The sequence below is a fragment of the Pseudomonas sp. NY15435 genome (assembly GCF_048068295.1).
Classification (GTDB): Bacteria; Pseudomonadota; Gammaproteobacteria; order Pseudomonadales; family Pseudomonadaceae; genus Pseudomonas.
Window position 1 is genome coordinate 71220 of the sequence record NZ_JBLUQA010000020.1, and the last position, 22162, is coordinate 93381.

At 65.7% G+C, this 22162-nt stretch carries 24 protein-coding genes; 16 read left to right on the plus strand and 8 right to left on the minus strand.

Annotated features, from left to right (window positions below):
* The first annotated feature begins 11 nt into the window (after positions 1–11).
* Positions 12–1001: an NAD-dependent epimerase/dehydratase family protein gene (locus tag ACNFH5_RS29595; RefSeq protein ID WP_416752350.1), complete on the plus strand. Its 990-nt coding sequence runs from the start codon at positions 12–14 to the stop codon at positions 999–1001.
* A 97-nt stretch (positions 1002–1098) separates the two neighbouring features.
* On the opposite strand, the gene ACNFH5_RS29600 is transcribed toward ACNFH5_RS29595, so the two are convergent.
* Entirely contained in the window at positions 1099–1389 is a 291-nt protein-coding gene (locus ACNFH5_RS29600; RefSeq protein WP_416752395.1) for a hypothetical protein, read from the minus strand.
* Between the two features lie 253 nt (positions 1390–1642).
* Between ACNFH5_RS29600 and ACNFH5_RS29605 the strand changes: the two genes are divergently transcribed.
* The 4 genes from ACNFH5_RS29605 (at position 1643) to ACNFH5_RS29620 (ending at position 5473) form a co-directional block, all read left to right on the plus strand.
* A complete protein-coding gene (locus tag ACNFH5_RS29605) occupies positions 1643–2482 on the plus strand; it encodes an ATPase (RefSeq protein WP_416752352.1) in 840 nt (279 codons plus the stop codon).
* A 190-nt stretch (positions 2483–2672) separates the two neighbouring features.
* Complete coding sequence (feoA, locus tag ACNFH5_RS29610) at positions 2673–2900, plus strand: ferrous iron transporter A (protein WP_024762599.1); 228 nt, start codon at positions 2673–2675, stop codon at positions 2898–2900.
* Between the two features lie 6 nt (positions 2901–2906).
* Positions 2907–5201 (plus strand): Fe(2+) transporter permease subunit FeoB, encoded by a 2295-nt coding sequence (gene feoB, locus ACNFH5_RS29615; RefSeq protein ID WP_416752354.1) that lies wholly within the window; start codon positions 2907–2909, stop codon positions 5199–5201.
* Positions 5201–5473 carry a FeoC-like transcriptional regulator gene (locus ACNFH5_RS29620; RefSeq protein WP_416752356.1) on the plus strand — a complete coding sequence of 91 codons (273 nt, stop codon included), beginning with the start codon at positions 5201–5203 and terminating at the stop codon, positions 5471–5473. The genes feoB and ACNFH5_RS29620 overlap by 1 nt, the downstream gene beginning before the upstream one ends.
* A gap of 205 nt (positions 5474–5678) precedes the next feature.
* Here ACNFH5_RS29620 and ACNFH5_RS29625 read toward each other — a convergent pair whose 3' ends face one another.
* Genes ACNFH5_RS29625 through ACNFH5_RS29635 form a run of 3 tightly spaced genes read right to left on the minus strand, consistent with a single transcriptional unit; the run spans position 5679 to position 8286 of the window.
* Positions 5679–6728 (minus strand): alkene reductase, encoded by a 1050-nt coding sequence (locus ACNFH5_RS29625; protein WP_416752358.1) that lies wholly within the window; start codon positions 6726–6728, stop codon positions 5679–5681.
* A gap of 29 nt (positions 6729–6757) precedes the next feature.
* A complete protein-coding gene (locus tag ACNFH5_RS29630; RefSeq protein WP_416752360.1) occupies positions 6758–7921 on the minus strand; it encodes an MFS transporter in 1164 nt (387 codons plus the stop codon).
* 47 nt (positions 7922–7968) lie between these two features.
* Positions 7969–8286 (minus strand): ArsR/SmtB family transcription factor, encoded by a 318-nt coding sequence (locus ACNFH5_RS29635; protein ID WP_416752362.1) that lies wholly within the window; start codon positions 8284–8286, stop codon positions 7969–7971.
* A 419-nt stretch (positions 8287–8705) separates the two neighbouring features.
* On the opposite strand from ACNFH5_RS29635, the gene ACNFH5_RS29640 reads away from it, so the two are divergent.
* Positions 8706–9332: an ACP phosphodiesterase gene (locus tag ACNFH5_RS29640; RefSeq protein WP_416752364.1), complete on the plus strand. Its 627-nt coding sequence runs from the start codon at positions 8706–8708 to the stop codon at positions 9330–9332.
* Between the two features lie 42 nt (positions 9333–9374).
* Positions 9375–10235 carry a universal stress protein gene (locus tag ACNFH5_RS29645; protein WP_416752366.1) on the plus strand — a complete coding sequence of 287 codons (861 nt, stop codon included), beginning with the start codon at positions 9375–9377 and terminating at the stop codon, positions 10233–10235.
* Positions 10236–10371: 136 nt separating this feature from the next.
* Here ACNFH5_RS29645 and ACNFH5_RS29650 read toward each other — a convergent pair whose 3' ends face one another.
* Both ACNFH5_RS29650 and olsB read right to left on the minus strand, forming a co-directional pair.
* Positions 10372–11142 carry a lysophospholipid acyltransferase family protein gene (locus ACNFH5_RS29650; RefSeq protein ID WP_416752368.1) on the minus strand — a complete coding sequence of 257 codons (771 nt, stop codon included), beginning with the start codon at positions 11140–11142 and terminating at the stop codon, positions 10372–10374.
* Positions 11142–11897, minus strand: coding sequence for an L-ornithine N(alpha)-acyltransferase (gene olsB, locus ACNFH5_RS29655; protein WP_416752370.1), 756 nt, complete (start codon positions 11895–11897; stop codon positions 11142–11144). The genes ACNFH5_RS29650 and olsB overlap by 1 nt, the downstream gene beginning before the upstream one ends.
* A 148-nt stretch (positions 11898–12045) precedes the next feature.
* On the opposite strand from olsB, the gene ACNFH5_RS29660 reads away from it, so the two are divergent.
* The 5 genes from ACNFH5_RS29660 to ACNFH5_RS29680 all read left to right on the plus strand — a co-directional run bounded on the left by ACNFH5_RS29660 (position 12046) and on the right by ACNFH5_RS29680 (position 16064).
* On the plus strand, positions 12046–12942 hold the full coding sequence (locus ACNFH5_RS29660) for an acyl-CoA dehydrogenase (RefSeq protein WP_416752372.1): 897 nt from the start codon (positions 12046–12048) through the stop codon (positions 12940–12942).
* Between the two features lie 105 nt (positions 12943–13047).
* On the plus strand, positions 13048–13833 hold the full coding sequence (locus ACNFH5_RS29665; protein ID WP_416752374.1) for an MBL fold metallo-hydrolase: 786 nt from the start codon (positions 13048–13050) through the stop codon (positions 13831–13833).
* A 116-nt stretch (positions 13834–13949) separates the two neighbouring features.
* Positions 13950–15077 carry a serine hydrolase domain-containing protein gene (locus ACNFH5_RS29670; protein ID WP_416752376.1) on the plus strand — a complete coding sequence of 376 codons (1128 nt, stop codon included), beginning with the start codon at positions 13950–13952 and terminating at the stop codon, positions 15075–15077.
* Positions 15074–15421, plus strand: a complete 348-nt coding sequence (locus ACNFH5_RS29675; protein ID WP_416752378.1) for an amidase — start codon at positions 15074–15076, stop codon at positions 15419–15421. The genes ACNFH5_RS29670 and ACNFH5_RS29675 overlap by 4 nt, the downstream gene beginning before the upstream one ends.
* A 43-nt stretch (positions 15422–15464) precedes the next feature.
* Positions 15465–16064 carry a YceI family protein gene (locus ACNFH5_RS29680; protein ID WP_416752380.1) on the plus strand — a complete coding sequence of 200 codons (600 nt, stop codon included), beginning with the start codon at positions 15465–15467 and terminating at the stop codon, positions 16062–16064.
* A 171-nt stretch (positions 16065–16235) separates the two neighbouring features.
* Here ACNFH5_RS29680 and ACNFH5_RS29685 read toward each other — a convergent pair whose 3' ends face one another.
* Together ACNFH5_RS29685 and ACNFH5_RS29690 are read right to left on the minus strand one after the other, a co-directional pair.
* A complete protein-coding gene (locus tag ACNFH5_RS29685) occupies positions 16236–16364 on the minus strand; it encodes a hypothetical protein (protein ID WP_416752381.1) in 129 nt (42 codons plus the stop codon).
* 17 nt (positions 16365–16381) lie between these two features.
* Entirely contained in the window at positions 16382–17881 is a 1500-nt protein-coding gene (locus ACNFH5_RS29690; RefSeq protein ID WP_416752383.1) for an MFS transporter, read from the minus strand.
* Positions 17882–17990: 109 nt separating this feature from the next.
* Here ACNFH5_RS29690 and ACNFH5_RS29695 point away from each other — a divergent pair, with 109 nt between their 5' ends.
* From ACNFH5_RS29695 to ACNFH5_RS29710, 4 genes are all read left to right on the plus strand, one after another.
* Positions 17991–18896 (plus strand): LysR family transcriptional regulator, encoded by a 906-nt coding sequence (locus ACNFH5_RS29695; protein WP_416752385.1) that lies wholly within the window; start codon positions 17991–17993, stop codon positions 18894–18896.
* 112 nt (positions 18897–19008) lie between these two features.
* Entirely contained in the window at positions 19009–19584 is a 576-nt protein-coding gene (locus ACNFH5_RS29700) for a YceI family protein (RefSeq protein ID WP_416752387.1), read from the plus strand.
* A complete protein-coding gene (locus tag ACNFH5_RS29705) occupies positions 19581–20738 on the plus strand; it encodes a phospholipase D-like domain-containing protein (protein WP_416752389.1) in 1158 nt (385 codons plus the stop codon). The genes ACNFH5_RS29700 and ACNFH5_RS29705 overlap by 4 nt, the downstream gene beginning before the upstream one ends.
* A 34-nt stretch (positions 20739–20772) precedes the next feature.
* Positions 20773–22053 carry an acyltransferase family protein gene (locus ACNFH5_RS29710; RefSeq protein WP_416752391.1) on the plus strand — a complete coding sequence of 427 codons (1281 nt, stop codon included), beginning with the start codon at positions 20773–20775 and terminating at the stop codon, positions 22051–22053.
* Positions 22054–22162 lie beyond the last annotated feature (109 nt).

The window sequence follows — 22162 nt, forward strand, 5'->3', positions numbered from 1 at the left end:
GAGTGGCGTGCATGAAGATTCTGGTCACCGGAGCCAGCGGGTTCATTGGCGGGCGTTTTGCCCGTTTTGCCCTGGAACAGGGGCTGGCGGTACGGGTGAACGGACGGCGCGAAGAAGCGTTGCAGCCGTTGGTGGCGCGCGGTGCCGAGTTCATGGCTGGCGACCTGTCGGACCCGACACTGGTGCGTGCGCTGTGCAGCGATGTCGATGCCGTGGTGCATTGTGCCGGCGCGGTGGGTGTATGGGGCAGCCACGACTACTTCCACCAGGCCAACGTGGTGATGACCGAGTCCATCGTCGAGGCGTGCCTGAAGCAGAAGGTGCGCCGCCTGGTACACCTGTCGTCGCCGTCGATCTACTTCGATGGCCAGTCCCATGTCGGCATCACTGAGCAGCAGGTGCCCAAGCGCTTCGCCAACCACTATGGCTCGACCAAGTACCAGTCCGAACTGGTCGCCCTCGGTGCCCAGGAGTTCGGTCTGGAAGTGCTGGCGCTGCGTCCGCGCTTCGTTACCGGCGCGGGCGACACCAGCATCTTCCCGCGGATGATCGCCGCGCACCGCAAGGGCCGCCTGCGCATCATCGGCCAGGGCCTGAACAAGGTGGATTTCACCAGCATCCAGAACCTCAACGACGCCCTGTTCGCCAGCCTGATGGCCGGCGACGAGGCGCTCGGCCAGGCCTACAACATCAGCAACGGCCAGCCGCTGCCACTGTGGGACGTGGTGAATTACGTGCTGCGTCGGTTGGACATGCAGCCGGTGGAGCAGCACATGCCCTACGGGCTGGCCTACAACCTGGCGCTGCTCAACGAGGGCGTGTGCAAGGTCTTGCCCGGCCGCCCGGAGCCGACCCTGCATCGCCTGGGGATGGCGGTCATGGCCAAGGACTTCTCCCTGGACATCTCCCGCGCTCGCCAATACCTCGACTACGACCCGCAGAACAGCCTGTGGGATGCGCTGGACGAGTTCTGCGACTGGTGGAGATTGCGCGGCGCTTAGGGGCTGGCGTCGTCTGTAGGAGCGAGCTTGCTCGCGAACCGCACGGCACGGAAGCTGAGGCTGTTCGCGAGCAAGCTCGCTCCTACACGCAGCAAGCTCAGCGCGGCGCGCGGGCACCACCACGCAACGGCCCGGAATACTGCTGGTCGCCGCCGCCCTGCATCGGCAGGAAACTCGGCTCCTGCACCACGCGCGGCAGTTGTACGCCGCTCAGCTGGCTGAGACGTTCGCCCATCTGGCGGGTCTCCTCGCAAATGGACTCCGCGCAGGCGCGCAGCATCCGTTCGATGGCGTCGCTCTGCTGGTACTGGATCTCCAGTGCCTGTTCTTCACGCAGACGGCGGCGCAGTTCGCGCATGCAATCCAGGATGGCCTTGTTGAGTTCGATCACCCGACTTCCTCCCCCGCGAAGGGCGCCAAAGCGGCGCCAAGTACTGGGAGCGGGAGCAAGCGGCGTGCCACGATATCGCAAAGCCACTATTGGTGGGCTGCGTAGGGAACTGCGACCTCCGTCACGGGTCTTCTGTGCGCCGACGAGGTGCGTGACGCCCTGTGATGGCACGCTGCTCCCAGAGTCATGCGAACAGATATACTGCGCCCAGCGCAGGCAACACGCCGCTTTATCCCCACAGGTTCATTCCATGCGTAATGACACGTTCGACGAATTCGATGATGTGCCCCATCTTTCCACCGACGCTGCCGACCGCGATGAGTTCGGTCATCACCCGCGCCGCGTGGTCGAGCCCAACGGTCGTCCGCTGCCCCAGCCGGTGAAACGCGGCGGCGGTACCGGCGCGCTGTGGGCTCTGGTTGCAGCCATGGCAATTGCCCTGGCGGGCGTCGGCTGGTGGAGCCACCAGCAATTGATGCTCATGGAACAGCAACTGATCGCCACCCAGGAAAGCTTCGCCAAGATCAGCGAAGAAGCCGCCGGTCGCCTGGATGACATCCGCGGCAAGTTCGTCGCCAATGAGTCCAACGGCATGACCGACCGTGAAGCCCTGAAGCTGCAGGTCAAGCAACTGCAGGGCCGCCTGGTCGAGCAGGCCAAGGCGCAGCAGACCTCCCTGTCGGAGTTCGACGGCGCCCAGGGCAAACGCCTGGCGCAGGTCAGCGCCGACCTCAAGGCCCAGCAGGAAAGCGCCGCGCTGCTGATGTCGCAGCTCGACGTCAAGCTCAAGTCCATCACCGACGAACAGGCCAAGTACAAGAACCTGCAGACCGACCTGGCCGCCGCCAACCAGCAGATCCAGGCGCTCAACACGGAAATCGCCAACCTGAAGAAGGACGGCAGCCAGGCCAAGGCGATCAAGAGCATCCAGGACGATCTGTTTGTGTTGCGCTCCGAAGTCGACGGCCGCCAGGGTCAGGCCAGCAGCGATACCAAGGAGTTCGACGTGTTCCGCATCCAGGTGATGCGCAACATCAACACCCTGCAGCAGCAGATGCAGAACCTCCAGCAGCAGATCAGCACCCGCTGATTGCCCTGCCGAAGAAGAGCCCCCGCGCCGACAGGTCCGGGGGCTTTTTTCTGGCCATCCCTCTTTTGGGGTAGTAACGGCAATTCTTGTCTTGAATCAGTTTCACGGGCGGCTTCGAGGCGAATAATCGCTAACAAATGAGAGTCATTCTGATTCTCTCCTTGTTCGATCATTCGCCCGGAGGCTTCCCATGCACGATCTTCAAGCGCAACGCCGGTACCGCATCGCGGGTTACCGGCCCGGGATCGGCGCCGCCTTCCGCCAGCGGCTGTTCTCCATGGGATTGTTGCCGGGCGCCGAACTGAAGGTGCGTCGCGTAGCGCCGCTGGGTGATCCAGTGCAGGTGGATACCCGCCAGTGCAGCCTGGTGTTGCGTCGCCGCGACCTGGCGTTCCTCCAGCTTGAAGCGCAGGACTGATTCACCATGATAGAGCTGCGCATCGGCCTGATCGGCAATCCCAACGCGGGCAAGACCACCCTGTTCAACCAGCTCACCGGTTCTCGCCAGCGCGTCGGCAACTGGGCTGGCGTCACCGTCGAACGAAAGGAGGGGACCTTCCGCACGGCGCTCCACAACGTGCGCCTGGTGGACCTGCCCGGCACCTACTCGCTGACCACGCTGTCGACCCAGGCCTCGCTGGACGAGCAGATTGCCCGGCGCTGCATCGTCGATGGCGAGGTCGACGTGCTGGTCAACGTGGTCGACGCCACCAATCTGGAACGCAACCTCTACCTCACTGTGCAATTGCGCGAGATGGGGCTGCCCTGCGTGGTCGCGCTGAACATGCTCGATATCGCCCGTACCCAGGGACTGAACATCGACCGCGACGCATTGGCGCGGGAGCTGGGCTGCCCGGTGGTACCGCTGGTATCGACCCGTGGCGAAGGCATCGACGAGCTCAAGCAGGCTATCGATGCCGTGACGGCGCAGCCTCCGCTACAGGTGCCGTATCCCGCTGCGCTGCGCAACGCCGTCAGCCAATTGCTGCCCGCCGATGCGCCGCCAACACTGGCCTGGATGGCACTGCTGGCGCTGGAAGGTGACCTGCACAGTGCCCGTCAACTCAAGCTCGACCCGGCGAGCCTGCTGGCCGCCCGTGACGCAATCCGCTGCGCCTGCGGCGAAGACCCGGAACTGCTGCTGGTGGACGCGCGCTACCGGCTGATCGGCGAACTCTGCGAGCGCGCCAGCAACCATCGACAGGCCGCACCGCATCGCCTGACCCAGATGCTGGACAGCATTGCGCTGAACCGCTGGCTGGGCATTCCGGTGTTCCTGTTCGTGATGTACCTGATGTTCTTCTTCGCCATTACCCTGGGCGGTGCGCTGCAGCCGATCTTCGACCAGGGCTCCTCGGCGCTGTTCATCGATGGCATCCAGTGGCTGGGTGCTCGCAGCGGTGCGCCGGACTGGCTGACCGCGCTGCTGGCCCAGGGGCTGGGCGGCGGCATCAACGCGGTGCTGCCGCTGATCCCGCAGATCGGCCTGATGTACCTGTTCCTCGCCCTGCTCGAAGACTCCGGCTACATGGCCCGCGCGGCCTTTGTCATGGACCGCCTGATGCAGGCCCTCGGCCTGCCGGGCAAATCCTTCGTGCCGCTGATCGTCGGCTTCGGCTGCAATGTGCCGTCGATCATGGGCACCCGCACCCTGGACAACCCGCGCGAGCGGCTGATGACCTCGATGATGGCGCCGTTCATGTCGTGCGGTGCGCGGCTGGCGATCTTCGCCGTGTTCGCCGCCGCTTTCTTCGGTCAGAACGGTGCGCTGGCAATCTTCTCGCTGTACCTGCTGGGCATAGTCGTGGCGGTGCTGACCGGGCTGCTGCTCAAGCACACGCTGATGCGTGGCGAAGCCTCGCCCTTTGTCATGGAGCTGCCGCTGTACCACGTGCCGCACCTGCGCAGCCTGCTGCTGCAGACCTGGATGCGCCTGCGCGCCTTCATCGTCCGCGCGGGGACGGTGATCATCCTGGTCAGCCTGGTGATCGGCGGCCTCAACAGCGTCACCCTCGACGGTCGCCCGGTACAAGGCGACATCGCCGATTCGGCCCTTTCCAGTCTCAGTCACAAGGTTACGCCGCTGCTCAAACCCATGGGCGTGCACGAGGACAACTGGCAGGCCACTGTCGGCCTGGTGACCGGCGCGCTGGCCAAGGAAGTGGTGGTCGGCACCCTCAACACCCTGTACACCGCCGAACACATCCAGGGCGAGGCCTTCGATGCCGATGCGTACGATCTCTGGGGCCAACTGAAACAGGCCGGCGCGGATACGCTGGATGGCCTGCGCGATGCCTTCAGCCTCAGCGTGCTGGCCAACCCGGTGGCCGCGAGCATGGCCGACGGCGAGATGGAAGAGGGCTCCATGGGCACCTTCGCCGCCAAGTTCGGCAGCCCGCTGGCCGCCTACAGCTACCTGGTGTTCGTGCTGCTCTACGTGCCCTGCGTGGCGACCCTTGGCGCGCTGACCCGCGAAAGCGGCCGCGGCTGGATGACCTTCGCTGTGCTCTGGGGTCTGAACGTCGCGTATTCGCTGGCAACCCTCTGCTATCAGGTATTCAGCTTCGCCGAGCATCCGCAGTACAGCGCCGTGACGATCGGCGTGGTGCTGGTGTTCAACTTGGTGCTGTTCCTGATCCTGCGCTGGGTCGGTCGGCGCGGCCTGGAGCTGGACGGCGAGCGCGAATTGCGCGCGGCCCCGGCGGGGAGCTGCCACTGATGGCCACGGCAATCGCGGTGCGCAACCTGCTGGGTGAGATGGGCGAGGCGGATGTGCCGACGCTGGCCCAACGCCTCGGCGCTTCGAAGGCTCTGCTCGAAGCATTGCTGGAGCGGCTGCTGGCGATGGGCGTGGTGGAAAAAATCGCACCCGAGCCGGCGACCTGCGGGAGCTGCAAGGGCTGCGCGGAGACAACACGGTGTGCGACGACGGGGTATCGCCTTTCCCGTCATGATAGAGCCACTCCTTTGCACTGGATCAGCTCTTCGTAGGAGCGAGCTTGCTCGCGAACCGCCGCTCCGGGTGGACCGTTGTAGGAGCGGACTCTGTCCGCGATGTGCTACAGGCCTACTCGGAGCTGTCGGTAATCGATCGCGGACGGAGTCCGCTCCTACGCAAGGTTGTTGCCTGGCGCTGACAATGAAAAGGGCGCCCTCAAATGAAGGCGCCCCTTTTCGTTGGCGCTGAAACCGACCCTTACAGGCGCGGGTAATCCAGATAGCCGACCGGGCCCTTGGCGTAGAAGGTTTCCGGATGTGGTTCGTTCCAGGCGGCGCCTTTCTGCAAGCGGGTCACCAGGTCCGGGTTGGCGATGAACGGGATGCCGAAGGCTACTGCGTCAGCCTTGCCGCTTTCCAGCCACTCGCTGGCGGTTTCCTGGGTGAAACGCTCGTTGGCGATGTAAACGCCACCGAAGATTTCCTTCAGTTTCGGGCCGATGCTGTCGTCAGCGGCTTTTTCGCGGGTGCAGATGAACGCCACGCCACGCTTGCCCAGCTCGCGAGCCACGTAGCCGAAAGTGGCCAGCGGATCGGCGTCGCCCATGTCGTGGGAGTCCATGCGCGGTGCCAGGTGCACCCCGACACGGCCGGCGCCCCAGACGCCGATCACGGCATCGGTGACTTCCAGCAGCAGACGGGCGCGGTTCTCGACGGAGCCGCCGTACTGGTCGGTGCGCTGGTTGGTGCTGCTCTGCAGGAACTGGTCGAGCAGGTAGCCGTTGGCGCCGTGTACTTCCACGCCATCAAAACCGGCGGCCTTGGCGTTCTCGGCACCGATGCGGTAGGCCTCGACGATGTCGGCGATCTCTTCGGTTTCCAGGGCGCGCGGGGTGACGAATTCCTTGATCGGACGCACCAGGCTGACGTGGCCGGCCGGCTTGATCGCGCTCGGCGCCACCGGGGTTTCGCCGTTCAGGTACAGCGGGTCGGAGATGCGGCCCACGTGCCACAGCTGCAGCATGATGCGACCGCCGTTGGCGTGCACGGCCTTGGTGATGTTGGTCCAGCCGCGCACCTGGTCATCGGACCAGATGCCGGGGGTGTCCGGGTAGCCCACGCCCATCGGCGTCACCGAGGTGGCTTCGCTGAGGATCAGGCCGGCATCGGCGCGCTGGGTGTAGTACTCGGCCATCAGCGCGTTGGGCACACGGCCTTCGTCGGCGCGGCAACGGGTCAGCGGGGCCATGATGATGCGGTTGGGCAGTTCCAGGTCACCGATGACGATGGGATCGAAAAGCATGGTCATTGCATTACTCCGGGGCGTGAGGGGGAGGTTCAATCGAGGACGGGTTGCGTCTGGTTGGGCTTGCCGCTGAAGGCGATCATTACCGCGATCAGCGCGAGTACGGAGAGCACGGCGCCGGCCAGGGGCACTCGGGTCAGGCCCAGGCCATGGTCGATGACGCTGCCACCGACCCAGGCGCCGATGGCGTTGCCGACGTTGAAGGCGCCGATGTTCAGGGTGGCGACGAGGTTCGGTGCGGCACCGCCGACACGCACCACGTTGACCTGCAGGGCCGGCACGGCGGCGAAGGCGGCAGCGGCCCAGATAAAGAGGGTGATTTCGGCCGGGATCAGCGACACGCTGGTCCAGCTCAGCACGGTGGAAACCACTGCCATGGTGGCGAACACACCGGCCAGGGTGGTGCCCAGGCGCCAGTCGGCGAGACGGCCGCCGAGGATGTTGCCCAGGGTCAGGCCGAGGCCGATCAGCACCAGGCTCCAGGTGATGCCGCGCGGCGAAACCTGGGTGACTTCGCCCAGTAGCGGCGCGACGTAGGTGAACAGGGCGAAGACGGCGGCGGAGAACAGCACCGTGGTACCCAGCGCCAGCCACAGCGGGCCGTTGCGCAGTGCGGCGACTTCCTTGCGCATGTCCACCGCTTCTTCATCGTGCTTCTTCGGCAACACGCTCCACAGGCCGATCAACGCGAAGACGCCAATCAGCGTCACTGCCCAGAAGGGCGAGCGCCAGCCGGCGATCTGGCCCAGCGCGGTGCCGGCCGGAACGCCGAGCACGTTGGCCAGGGTCAGGCCGGTGAACATCAGGGCCACGGCGGACGCCTTGCGGTTGGCCGGCACCAGGCTGGCGGCGACCACCGAGCCGATGCCGAAGAAGGCGCCATGGCACAGGGCGGTGATGATCCGCGCCAGCATCAGCAGGCCGTAGTTGGCGGCCACCGCGCAGAGCAGGTTGCCGAGGATGAAGATGCCCATGAGCATCAGCAGCGCAGTCTTGCGCGGCAGACGGGCGGTGAGCAGGGCCATGATCGGCGCGCCGATGGCGACGCTGAAGGCATAGCCGCTGACCAGCCAGCCGGCGGCGGGAATGGTCACCGAAAGATCGCCCGCGACCTCGGGCAACAGACCCATGATCACGAATTCCGTGGTGCCGATGGCAAACGCGGACAAAGCGAGGACGAGAAGCGAAGTGGGCATGTGCCTGCTCCTGGAAGTAAAAATTGTCTTGGCTGGCAGTAGCCGGGTTACAGCGCTTCGCTCAGGTGGCGAACAAAGGCCTGGATGGTTTCTTCATTGCGTTTGAAGAAGTTCCACTGGCCGACTTTTCGACTGGTTACCAGACCCGCGCGCTGGAGGGCGGCCAGATGCGCGGAAACGGTGGATTGCGACAGACCGGTACGCTGGTCGAACTTGCCGGCGCAGACGCCGATCTCGAAGGATTGGTGTTCCTGCTCGACGAAGAACTGCTCCGGGTCCTTGAGCCAGTGCAGCATGTCGCGCCGCACCGGATGGGCCAGGGCCTTGAAGATTTCGTCGACGTCGAGATTGTGTTGTTCAGTCATGGGCGTATCGGTATATCGCGTTGAGACGAACTATATATCGGTCAAAAACGATATGAATTCGTTTGGGGCGATAGTAATGATCGACACCGATGATATTGGCCGTAGGAGCGGACTCTTCCCGCGATGGTTTCGCCCTCGCACCGATCCTGCTCTTGTAGGAGCGAGCTTGCTCGCGAATCGCATGGCACCGGGGCAAAAGGCGTTCGCGAGCAAGCTCGCTCCTACAGGTTGAGGTAGGCAGGACACTTGTAGGGGCGGACTCCGTCCGCGATGCGCTCGCCCCCGCGCCGGCCTTGCTCTTGTAGGAGCGAGCTTGCTCGCGAATCGCACGGGACCAGGGCAAAGAGCGTTCGCGAGCAAGGACTGGGCGTCCCCCTCGGTCCTACAGGTTCGCTGCGATTCCGCGCTACTCTCTGCCCATGAACTACCTCGCGCACCTCCACCTGGGCGGCGACCGCCCGGCCCAACTGCTCGGCAGCCTCTATGGCGATTTCGTCAAAGGCCCGCTGGCCGGCCAGTGGCCCGCCGAGATCGAAGCGGGTATCCGCCTGCATCGGCGTATCGACGCTTTCACCGACAGTCATGCCTTGATACACACTGCCAAGCTGCGCTTCCCCAGTGAGCGCCGGCGCATGGCCGGCGTGCTGCTGGACGTGTTCTTCGACCACTGCCTGGCGCGTGACTGGGCTCGTTTCTCCGGCGAGCCGCTGGAGCACTTCACCCAGCGGGTCTACGGTGTACTGGGCCGCACGCCCGGCCTGCCGGAGCGTCTGGCGCGCATTGCACCGCGCATGGCCGAGCAGGACTGGTTGGGCAGTTATCGGGAGTTCGAAGTGTTGCAGGACGTGGTGGTCGGGATGTCCCGGCGCCTGTCGAGACCGTCCCTGCTGGACGGCGCCTGGGAGGAGCTGGAGCGGTTGTACGAGCCCTTGAGCGACGACTTCCGTGAGTTCTATCCCGAACTGCAGAGCTTCGTCAGAAATCCGCCGAAATCGATGGACGGTCCGGCCTCACTTGATATGTGTCAACCGTCCGGCGGCCCATAGCGTGTGCAATAGATACATCTGAAGGACGACGAGAGGAGCAGCATGATGAAGTCGTTAATGGTCGCAACGGATCTGTCTGGCCGTTCCGAAAAGGCTTTGCACCGTGCGGCGGCGCTTGCCAAGCGCTACGCCTGTCCCTGGACCGTGCTCTACGTGGTCGATGAAGACCAGCCCTCAGCCCTGGTCGAGCAGGAAGTCACCCAAGTGCGTCTGATGCTCGAGGCGCGGCTGGTGGAGCTCACCGAACTGGGCGGCACCTGCCCGAAGCTGCTGGTGGAGCGGGGCGACCCGAATCAGCAGATCCTCGCCGCCGCGAAGAAGCAGGATTGCGAGATGCTGGTGATGGGCGCGCACCGCAAGAGCGTACTGCGCGACATCTTCGTCGGCACCACGGTCGAACGAGTGCTGCGCGCCGGGCAATTGCCGGTGCTGGTGGTCAACCAGCCTGCGGGCGGCCAGTACCGTGACCTGCTGATCGCCCTCGACACCTCGCCGGCGTCCGCTCACGCAGTGGAAGTGGCCGATGAGCTGGGGCTGCTCGAAGGTGCCGTGCGCCGTGGCGTCTACGCCTTCAGCCCGCTGGCCAAGGGCATGATGCAGTACTCCGGGGTGAGCGAGGAGCGCATCGACGAATTTGTCGGCAGCGAATCGCGCCAGGCGGTGGAAGAACTGAAGAAATTCCTCCACGACTGTCACCTGGAAGAACGCATCGATGAACAACTGGTGGCCGTCGGGCTGCCGGGCAACGTGTTGCAGCGGATGGTCGACAAGCATCGGCCGGATCTGCTGGTCATGGGTACTCGGGGTATGGGCGGAATCAAGCGTGCCCTGATCGGCAGTGTTGCCGACTACGCTCTGCGCGAACTGGATTGTGACATCCTGGTCGTGCCGCCGGAGGCTTGAGCCTGCGGCGTCGGGAGACTGTTTTCAGGCTTCACCGGGCGGCTCGAGGGTGCCGCCCGGCGCAGTTTGAAAGCTGTTTCGTCAGAGTGGGAACCCGCCGGCCGTAGGTTACGGCGGGCTCCAAACCTTTCTCGCGTCAGGCCGCGATGGCCGACGCTTCCTGAGCTTCACACACCACTGCGTGGATTGCCGCGTGCGCTTGCCGGGCCAGCAGGTTGCGGTCCTGATGGGCGCTGGACAGCGCCTGCAGCAGGTGGATTTCCACCACACCACGATCATGATCGAACAGACGTTTCAGGTGGCTGACCAGATCATCGTCACCGATGAAAGGCGCCAGTTCGCATGCCTGCCCGTTGCGGCGATAACGCAGCGCCACCGGTTGCACCGGCACGCCAGCCTCGATGGCGCTGGCCATCAACCGACCGTGGAAGGTGCGCAGGCCCTGGCCGTCGGTGGTGGTGCCTTCAGGGAAGACCAGCAGCGAGCGGCCGCGCGACAGGTGCGTGGCGAGCTGTGCGTTGATCATTCTTGCGTCGCCCGAGCCGCGGCGAATGAACAGCGTGCCGGCCTTCTCTGCCAGCCAGCCGGCCACCGGCCATTGGCGCACCTCGGCCTTGGACAGGAAGGTCAGCGGTAGCAGCCCGCCCAGCAGCGGAATATCCACCCACGACACATGATTGGCGACCCACAGCATCGGCTGCTCGGGCAGTTCGCCGTGCACTTGCAGTTCGAAGGGCAGGGCGCCGGACAGACGCGCCAGGAACCAGCGCGTCAGGCGTTGGCGCAGGGGCATCCGGTCGCCGCCGGGCAGGCGCTCCAGCAGGCTGACGAAACTGGCCAGTGCAAGGCCCACCAGCAGCAGTGACAGCAGGCGGGCGACGCGCAGCCAGGCACGCAGGCTGCGCATCAGACCGCGGCCTTGAAGTGGCGGGCGTAGCGCGGGCAGAGCTCATCGCGCTTGAGCAGGATGAACACGTCGGCGACGCCGAAGTCCGGGTCCCAGCAGGGCTCGCCGCAGATCTTCGCGCCCAGGCGCATGTAGGCCTTGAGCAGCGGCGGCAGTTCGGCGGTGAGGTTATCCGGCACGTCCATGGGCGGCAGCGGGGTCTTGGGCTCGGCGCGCAGGTTTTCCTGGCACAGATAGCGGTCGCGCAGGCGCTGCATCACGGCGCGGGCCTGGATGCCGCCATCGCGCATGGGGATGCTGGCGCAGCCCATCAGGTAGCGGTAGCCGCCTTCGTTGAGGACTTCGGCCAGCTCGCTCCAGAGCACGGCGATGGTGCCGCCGTTGCGGTAGTCCGGATCAACGCAGGTGCGGCCGATTTCCAGCACCGGGCCCTGCAGGTCGCCAAGACCGTCGAGGGCGAATTCCTCTTCGCTGTAGAAGCGGCCCAGTCGCTGCGCGGCACGGTGGTCGAGCAGGCGGGTGGTGGCCACCAGCGCACCGGTGTTGAGGTCGCGCACGCCGATGTGGGCGCAGTGGCGGTCGTAGTCGTCCATGTCCAGCCCCTGGTCCGCACCCTTTAGCTGGGCATCGAACTCGCTGCTGAACACGCGGTAGCGCAGGGCCTGGGCTTCGCGCAGGGCGCGGGCGCCGCGCAGACGCACGGCCTTGAGACGGCGTTCTGCCGGGGTGTCACAGGAGAGGGCGATCTGACTCATGCGAGTGCCTCCGTGAACCGGCCATGCGGGTTGCGGCCGGTCGGCTTTGTTGTGCAAGCTCAGGCTAGGAATGACCGGTGTCACGCCCATGACGGTGCGGTGATGCTTGTATGACAAGAACAACGACCTCGAAGGAAGGAGCGCCGCGATGCCCTGGAAATGCCTGCTCGGCCCGCAGGAGCGGTTACCGTCCGGACTGCCACTGGACGACTGGTACGCCGAATTGCTTACTCGTGCAGGCTGCGCCGGCAGCTTCGAACTGGCGGTGCTCGGCGGACGCCTGGCGACCTCGCCGGGGCTGGCCTTCCTCGCCGGCTACCAGGCGGCGCTGCGCGCGCTCTGGCCCGCTGCCCCGCTCAGCCTTGGCGCGTTGTGCGTGACCGAGAAGAAGAGCGTGCGCCCGGCCGACCTGCAGACCCGCCTTGAAGGGCTGGTGCTGCACGGCCGCAAGGATTTCGCCACGGCCGCGGACAGCGCCGCCTGGTGGTTGGTCGCTGCGCGCGACGAGGAGGAGGGCGAGCCCCCGCGCATCGCCATGACCGTGGTGCAGGCCGGCGCCCCCGGCGCGAAGCTGGAGGCGCTGCCGGCCCTGCCGCTGATGCCCGACATTCCTCACGCGCGCCTGCTGCTCGATGGTGCCCATTGCGAGCGTCTGCCCGGCGACGGCTGGGAGGCCTACAGCAAACCTTTCCGCACCCTGGAGGACACCCATGTGCTGGCGGCGGTCTGCGCCTGGCTCTATGGCCTGGCGCTGGAGCGACAGTGGCCGGCGGAACTGAGTCTGCGCCTCACCGGCGTGCTCGCCGGTTGCGCGGAGGTCAGCCGGCAGCCCGCTTCGCTGCCGGAAACGCACCTGCTACTGGCCGGCGTGTTCAGCCTGTTCGAAGGCCTTGCCGCTGCACTGGACGGCGCGTTCGCGTCCGGCGATGCAGAGTTGGCAGCGGTGTGGAAACGGGACAAGGGCGTGCTGGCCATCGCTGGCTCCGCGCGGGCCAAGCGCCTGGAGAAAGCGAGGGTGGCAATAGGCCTTGACCCACGTCAGTGAGGGTTCGGGGAGGGGGCGTTAGCCTTACAGAAGTTTCTGAGATACCTAGAAATTTCCGCAGGGCTACCCACTGTTTTCCCTCCCACTGCTTTAGGAAATCCCCTCATGCGACGCGAACCCATCGTGCTGTTCGACGACGGTAAACACCAATGCCTGTGTTTCGACGATCTGGTCAGTGGCGATGGTGTGCAATCCAACCAGTTCCTCATCGTTGACCACGACAAGCGCCTGCTGCTCGATCCGGGCGGCGACCTGACCTACACCCCGCTGTCACTGGAACTCTCCAAGCTGTTCCCGCTGCAGGACCTGGACTTCATCTTCGCCTCGCACCAGGACCCGGACATCATCGCCGCCCTGGACAAGTGGCTACTGCATACCCGCGCCAAGGTCATCTGCTCCAAGCTCTGGGCGCGCTTCCTGCCGCACCTCACGGCCAGCTACCTGGCGATCAGCCATGGTATCTCCACCTATGACCGCGTGATCCCGCTGCCGGACCGCGGCGAGTCGGTGCAACTGGGCCGTTGCCAGTTGAAGATGATCCCCGCGCACTTCCTCCACTCGGTGGGCAACTTCCAGGTCTACGACCCGGTCAGCAAGATTCTCTTCTCCGGCGACATGGGCGCCTCCCTGGTGGACGACGCCAGCCCGGTGCAGGACTTCGCCGCCCACGTGCCGCACATGGAAGGCTTCCACCACCGCTACATGGCCTCGAACAAGGTCGGCCGACTGTGGGCCAACATGGTTCGCGGCCTGGATATCGAGATGATCGTCCCGCAGCACGGCCGGCCCTTTGTGGGCAAGGCCATGATCGGTGCCTTCCTCGACTGGATCGCCGACCTGCAGTGCGGCATGGACCTGATGGGGCCGGACGACTACCAGGTGCCACGCTGACAGGCTCCGTGCTGACCGATTGCGCCAATCGTCCTTGATTACGGCACGATCGGCGCTTAATCCGTCATCTTCACCGTGCTAGGGTGCGGGCCGACCTGATAACAAGAGGCCCGCCGATGCCCTTTACTCCCTTCCGCACCGCGCTGCGTGCGCTGGCCCTGGCCACCTGCCTACTGAGCAGCCACGCCCACGGCGCCGAAACCTGGCCCGAGGCCGACTGGCCCCACGGCGCCACGCCCAGTGGCACGGCTGTCGAAGCCTTCGAAAGCTACGCCTTTCCCACCCGTGACGATGGCACCCGCAAGGGCGTGCGCACCGATGCGGTGGTGGTGATTCGCGACGGCCAGTTGATCTACGAGCGCTACGCCGGCCCCACTCGCGCCGAGACTCCGCACCTGGCCTGGTCGATGAGCAAGAGCGTGATGGCCAGCGTCCTCGGCGTGGCCTTCGGTGAGGGCAAGTTCCGGCTCGACGACCCGGTCGCCCAGCATTACCCGGCCTTCGCCGAACACCCCGAGATCAAGATGCGCGACCTGCTGCACTGGGCTTCCGGCCTGGCCTGGCAGGAAGAGTACGAGTACGCACCGGTGCGCTCGTCGGTGGTGGCGATGCTCTACACCCGTGGCCGCGACGACATGGCGAAATTTACCGCCGGCTTCCCCGCCGATGCCGAGCCGGGCAAGCGCTTCCGCTACTCCAGCGGCGACAGCAACGTGCTCGCCGCCACGCTCAAACAGATGGTCGGCAAGGACTACGCGAACTACCCCTGGACCGCGCTGTTCGAGCCGCTGGGCATCCAGTCCGCGGTCTGGGAGCGTGACGCCAGCGGCACCTTCGTCGGCTCCTCCTATGCTTACATGACCGCCCGCGACCTGGCGCGCATCGGCCTGCTGATGGAACGCGGCGGACGCTGGAAGGAGCGCCAGTTGCTGCCGCAGGACTGGCTGAAATTCGTCCTCGCGCCGTTCCCCGAGTACCAGCCTGATCCGAAGAAGCCCAACGAAGCGGTGCCCGGCGGCCAGTGGTGGCTCAACCGCGCTGTAGCGGGCGCGCCCGCGCCCTGGCCGGGTGCCCCGCAGGACACCTTCGCTGCCCTTGGCCACTGGGGCCAGGCGCTGTACGTGATTCCTGGACAGAAGCTGGTGATTGTCCGTTACGCCGACGACCGTGACGGCAGCTACCAGCACGACGCCTTCCTCAAGCTTGCCCAGGCGGCCTTCGCCCACGGGGAGGTGCAGCCATGATCCGCCGTCATCCGATCCTTACCGCACTCGTTCTGCTGCTGCTTGCCCTGGTGACCACGGCCTGGCAGAACCGCATCCATCTCGCCGCCTTCCCCGGCATCATCGGCGCCTACACCGCCAAGGAGTACTGCTCCTGCCGTTACGTTATGGGGAACTCGGCGGACTATTGCCGGGCCTATACCAAGCAGTACGTGCCGACCAGCGCCTTCCTCGACGACGAAGCGCGCAAGCGGGTAACCGCCCGCGGCCTTGGCAGTACGCAGACAGCCGCCTGGCTCGGTGTGCGTGAGGGATGCCAACTGATGCCCCAGGCGGATGAATTGCCCGAATCGGGCAACCACTGACGGGCGCGTTCCACGGAGCGGGGCGACCCGCTTCGGAGGATCGATGCATTCTTTTGTAACAGGAGCTGTGTGCGCGTTGCTGGTACTGGCCAGCCCCCTGGCTCTGGCCGAGTGGCAACTGGACGGCGACACCTCGCGGATCAGCTTCGTCTCGGTCAAGCGCGGCAAGATGGCGGAGGTGCAGCGCTTTGACCGCCTCTCCGGGCAGATCGACGACAAGGGCGCTGTGCGTGTGGTGGTGCCGCTGGAGTCCATCGACAGCGGCCTGGCGCTGCGCGATGAGCGCATGCGCAATTCCTTTTTCGAGATCGAACGCTTCCCCGAGGCGATCATCAGCAGCCAACTGGACCTGAGCCGCTACGAGGACCTGCAGGTCGGCCAGTCGCGCCAGGAGACCGTGGACTTCAACCTCGACCTGCACGGCCAGCAGCGCCGGCTCAAGTCCGAGGTGCTGGTCAGCCGGCCCAGTGAGAGCCGCATCGAAGTGACGACCATGGAGCCGCTGGTGCTCAAGCTGATCGACTTCGACCTGGAAGAGAAACTCGAGCCGCTCAAGGAAGTCGCCAACGTGCCGTCGATCACGCCCGAAGTGCCGGTGTTTGCGGTGTTGGGGTTCAGCCAGGTGATAAAGCAGGCGCCGTGATCGGTGTGGATCGACACCTTCGTCGGTGCCGATCTTCTCTGCGATTCGCCGGCCTGGTCGGCGTTGGGCGGGTTCGCGAGCAAGCTCGCTCCTACAGGTCAGCTGCTCTTCGTAGGAGCGAGCTTGCTCGCGAACCGCACTGCACGGATTCACCGCGCAGCAGCCAAACGCCTATGAAAGCGCTGAGGTACCGAATTCCATCGCGACGGCGGGCGCTTCGTGCTGAAAGCGAAATCCGGAGCCCACGCTGCAACTGGACGCGCCGATGATCACGAAGGTGAGCAGCAGGATGGTTTTCATGGCGACTCTCCTGTCATTCAGGATTGGACAGCCTCCAGTCTAGGCCGCGCCGCGCGATGCGCGCCGAAGGTCAGGAAGCTGCCTGCCGCGAACAGCCACGCGCTCGCCCCGCCGTAGCCGAGAACCCAACTGAACCCCTGAACCAGTGCCGCGCGAGCGCCATCCGGATCATCCGCACTCAGCCGGCCGCTGGCGATACTGGCCGCCAGTTGCAGCTTCTGGCCGCCATCTACACCGTGCAATGCGGCAGCGACGCCGGTGAGGAGGAGCAGCCCCATCACCGCGATGTTGATCGCCAGGGAAATCATCCGCGCGCTCATGTCGATACCCGAGGCCATGCCCGCGCGGCCGGCGGGTACGGCGGCGGTGGAGGTGTTGGTCACCGTGGTATTGGTCATCCCCAGGCCGACGCCGGCCAGCACGCAGCCGGGCAGCAGGGTCAGCCAGCTGGCGTGGTCCACGCTGGCGCCCCAGAGCATCAGGAAGAAGCCGGCGCCGATCACGAACATGCCGCCGGGGATCACCCAGCCCGGCTGGAAGCGATGCGCCAGGCGCTCGGCGACCGGCGGTACCACCAGTGTTGGCAGGGTGTAGGCGAGCAGCGACCAGCCGGCCTTCACATCGTCGTAACCGAGTACACCGTGGTAGTAGACCGGCAAGTAGATCATCAGTGGCCAGAAGCTCACGTTCATGCCCGCCGAGGCGAACATCGCACCGGAGAAGGCGCGGATGCGCAGCACGGAGAAGTCGAACATCGGGTGGTCGACGCGACGCTCGATGAGGACGAAGGCGACCAGGCAAGCGATGCTGAGCAGCAGGATCGCCAGCGCAGCGGGGCTGGCGAAGCCCATGTCGGCGCCCTGGGTGATGTAGAACACGCTGCCGAGCACCGCCAGTGACAGCGTGAGCATGCCGCCGATATCCAGCCGCTCGGCGTCCGGATCGCGCGACTCCACCGCGCCGTACTGCGCCAGCGCCAGGGTGAGCAGGGCGAGCGGCCCGTGGATCAGGAACACCCACTGCCAGCTGGCCAGGGCGACGATGGCGCTGCCGATGATCGGCCCGAAGCCCAGGCCGATACCAAACACCACGCCCCAGGCGGCGAAGGCGCGCACGCGCTCGGCGGGATCGCTGAACTGGCTGGTCAACACGGCCACCTGGCAGATCAGCATGACCCCGCCAGCGGCGCCCTGCAGGAAGCGCCCGGCGATCATGGTCGGCATGTCGCCCGCCAGCCCGCAGAGCAGCGACGTGGCGCCAAACAGCGCCAGGCTGATGACGAACAGGCGCTTGCGGCCGAAGCGATCTGCCAGCGTACCGGCGGCCATCAGCACGCTGGTGACGGCGATGGTGTAGGCGTTCATCACCCATTGCAGGTCCTGGAAGTCGCCGTGCAGCACGCGCTCCAGGGCGGGCAGGCTGGCGGGAACGCTGGAGATTTCCAGGCCGAACATCATCGAGGAGAGGCACACCGCCGCGAGGGCGATGAGGTTTCTGGGATTGTGATGGGCAGTCATGGGGGTGGGCTCCGTGGGACGAGCCACCATTGTCGAAAAGAACAGGGTTCCCCATTGGCTCCATTTGGTCCCATCATTGGGTCTTTTCAGGATTCAAAGGGGAAAGGCGATGGATGACCGACTCGATGGCATCGCCACCTTCGTCCAGGTGGTGGACGCCGGCAGCTTCGCTCTCGCGGCGGAGCGCCTGAACCTCACGCGCTCGGCGGTGGGCAAGACCATCGCCAGGCTAGAGGCGCGGCTTGGCGTACGGCTGCTGCAGCGGACCACGCGCAGCCAGAACCTCACCGATGACGGCCAGGTATTCTACGACAGCTGCGTGCGTGCCCTGGCCGAGCTGGACGCTGCGCACACCGCGCTGGAAGGCGGGCGCATGGAGCCACGCGGGCGCTTGCGGGTCAGCGTGCCGATCTCCTTCGGCCACTTGTGCGTGGTGCCTCTGATGCTGGCGCTGGCGCGGCAGTACCCGTCGCTGAAGATCGACCTGTCGTTCACCGACCGTCGCGTTGACCTGGTGGAGGAAGGCTTCGACCTGGCCGTGCGCATCGGCCCGCTGGGCGACAGCGCCACCCTCGCCGCGCGCAAGCTGGGCGTGCAGTACACCAGTATCGGCGCGGCGCCCTCGTATATCGCCGAGCGCGGTATGCCTGAAGACCTGGACGATCTTGCCGGCCACGCCGCCATCAGCTATTCCGTCGCCGGCGTCACCTCGCCCTGGGACCTGCGCGACGACGACGGCCTGGCGAGGCGCATCGACATCGACCCACAGCTGAGCATGGACGACCTGCAGGCCATCACCGCCGCGGCCGTCGCGGGTTTCGGCCTGGCACGCCTGCCGTCCTGGCTGCTGGCGCGGCACGTGAAGCTGGGCGAACTGGTGGTGGTGAAGGGCCGCTGCAACCTGCCGCCGCTGGATATCCACGCGGTGTGGCCAAAGACCCGCTACATGCCGTCGAAGATACGCTGCGCCATCGATGCGCTGGTGGCCGGGATTCCCACGCTGCTTGCCGACTGAACCATTGGCGCTGGCGCCTGCCCAATGGGCTCGACGGTCGGCTGGTTTGCAAGCCGACGGCGGGCCGCTATCGTTGGCCGTTGATCCATCCGTTTTTCATGTAAGGGATTTCATGCGCTCGCTGTTCGCCTTCCTCTTTGCGGCCTGCTTCGCCGCCTCCGCCCAGGCTGCCTGGTACCTCGATTACGAGTCCTCGCGGCTGACCTTCGTCACCACCAAGAACGCCGATATCGCCGAGGTGAACCGCTTCCTGGTGATGCACGGCAAGGTGGAGGAGCAGGGCCAGGTGGAACTGCGTATCGAGATGGATTCACTGAGCACTGGCATCCCGCTGCGCGATGAGCGCCTGCGCGACCAGCTGTTCGATACCGAGAAATTCCCCGAGGCGCGCATCACTTCGCGCATCGACCTGCGCCCCATCACCGATCTCGCCAGCGGCGTGCAACTGGAGACGCGCCTGCCACTGCGCCTGGAACTGAACGGCCAGGCGAAGGACTACCGTACCGACGTGCTGATCACCCGCCTGGATGAGCACCGCTTCCAGGTGGTCACCCTGCAGCCGCTGGTGATCAACGCCGCCGACTTCGGCCTGGCGCCGGGCGTCGCGCAGCTGCGCAAACTGGCCGGGCTCAAGAGCATCGGCCTGTCGGTGCCGGTGGGCGCCGTGCTGATCTTCGCCTCGCGGTGAGCGGGCCGATCTTCCCCTGGCGGACGGGCAACCGTTTCGCCCTGCTCTGCGATGGCGAGCGCTTCTTCCCGCGCATGTTCGAAGCCATCGACAGCGCCGAGCGGCAGATCGAACTGGAGCTCTACCTGGTGGAAAGCGGTAGCTGCGCCGAAGCGCTGCTCGACCGCCTGCTGGCCGCCCGTGCGCGCGGCGTGAAGGTGCGCTGCCTGTTCGACGCCTTCGGCAGCCTGAAGCTCTCCAGCGCCTGGACTCGCCAGTTGCTGGAGGCGGGCGGCGAACTGCGCCACTACAACCCGCTGAACTGGAAGGCCGGCCTGCGCAACCTGTACCGCGACCACCGCAAGCTGCTGCTGGTGGACGAGCGCATCGCCTATGTCGGCGGCACCGGTGCGACCGATGAGTTTTGGTCCGCGCGGGAGAGTCGCAGCGACTGGCACGAAGTGATGGTGGAAATGACTGGCACCATCGTCGCCGACTGGCAGCGCCTGTTCGAACGCCAATGGAATGCCTGCCTGGGCGTGCGGGCGTGGAAACCGCGCGAGGAAGTCCTGCTGACCCGCCTGCCGCCGATTCCCAACTACGGCGAAGGCCTGGCGCGGGTTGCCTATGCCGACGCCGGCCAGCACCGCGACATCCTCCAGGCGCTGGTGCGTTCGCTGCGTGGCGCGCACCAGCGCGTCTGGTTGGCGACGCCGTATTTCCTGCCGACCTGGAAGGTTCGCCGCGCTTTGCGAAAGGCCGCTCAACGCGGCGTCGACGTGCGCCTGCTGCTGACCGGCCGCCTCACCGACCATGCACCCGTGCGCTACGCTGGTCAGCGCTATTACCCGGGGCTGCTGCGCGCCGGGGTGAAGATCTTCGAATACCAGCCGCGCTTCCTTCATCTGAAGATGGTACTGGTCGATGACTGGGTCAGTGTCGGCTCATGCAACTTCGATCATTGGAACCTTCGGTTCAATCTGGAGGCCAATGTAGAAGCGTTCGATCCGCAATTCACCGCGGCGGTGGCCGACTGCCTGGCCGCCGACTTCGCCCAGAGCCGCGAGATCGACCTGGGTTTCTGGCGCGCCCGCCCCTGGTGGAAACGCCTGCGCGAGCGATTGTGGGGCTCGCTGGACCGACTGGTGGTGAACTTTCTCGACCGCCGCCGATGACGTTGCCGAGTAGTCTGTCGAGTAGGAGATAGGCGTGGAAAAGCAAACCAAGGAGCGTTTCATCGGGCTGGAATGGTTGCGCTTCCTGATGGGCCTTTACGTGGTGATCTACCACACGCTGCACAGCTACCCGGCGGAGCAGAAGTTCGCCGGCCTGGATGACCTCACCGCCCTCGGCTTCTTCGCCACCAGCACCTTCTTCGTGCTCTCCGGCTTCCTGCTCTGCCACGTCTACGTCACCGATGGTCAACTGCGTGAAAGTCCACGCAGCTTCTTCACCAAACGCCTGTCCAACCTCTACCCGCTGCACATCTTCTCGATCCTGCTGACCATCGCCGTGCTGCTGGTGGTAAGCGGGCTGGGCATAGGCCCGGACCTGGACCAGGCGACGCCGCGCTTCGTGATCTACGACACCAACGAGGCCATCGGCCGCCTGCAGCCGGAGCTGTTCCATCACTGGATGAGCGACCGCGAACTGCTGTTCAACAGCATCCTCCAGCTCACCATGCTGCAGGCCTGGAACCCGTATTACCTGACCTTCAACGCGCCGCTCTGGTCGCTGTCGACGCTGTTCTTCTTCTACCTCTGCTTCCCCTTCGTCGCCCCGCGCCTGGCGCGCCTGCAGAACAAGTGGAAGTGGCTACTGGTGTTGTGGGTGGTCTACCTGATCCCGCCCGTTCTGGTGGTCGCCAACGAGCAGTACGGCATGCCCTGGACCGGCCTGCTGCACCGCAACCCGCTGCTGCGCTTGCCGGAGTTCCTCGGCGGCATCCTCGCCTACGGGCTGTTTCGCGAGTACAAGGACGCCGGACGCCTGCCGGGGCGAGGGATGCTGGTGGCGATGGGCGCCTTCGTGCTGGGCAACTTCCTGGTCGCCGATTACCTCTACACCCACGGCGCCAAGTTCTGGTACTTCCTGCTGCACAACGGCCTGCTGCTGCCGGCGCAACTGGTGCTGGTGACCCTGTGCGCCTTGCCGCGCGACCCCAGGAGCAGTTTCATCCGTCACTGGTCGCCTCGGCTGGGGGCGGCGTCCTTGTCGCTGTTCGCGCTGCACGTGCCGCTGTTCACGCTGTTCTCGCGCACCGAGAAGCTGATTCGCGCACCGGGAGATTGCCTGGCCGACTGGGCCTTCTGCGTCGAGTCGGCGACCCATCAGCAGTTGTCGATCTGGCTGTATCCGTTGTTCCTCTTGTTCATGGTCACCAGCTGTGTAGTGGTGCAGGAGCGCTGCGTGGTGCCGGTGCGCAAATGGCTGGTGCGCCACCTGTTGCCGGCCCCGCCCGCGCGGCGGCGAGTGGTTACCGAGTCGTAATCCGTCGTTGGGCGGTTCGCGGGCAACCGCGCGCCGACGAAGAGCGAGCGAGCGTGCTCGCGCACCCCGCCCCCCCATTACGGCGTGTGCCGACCAGCGCGGCCCCGGG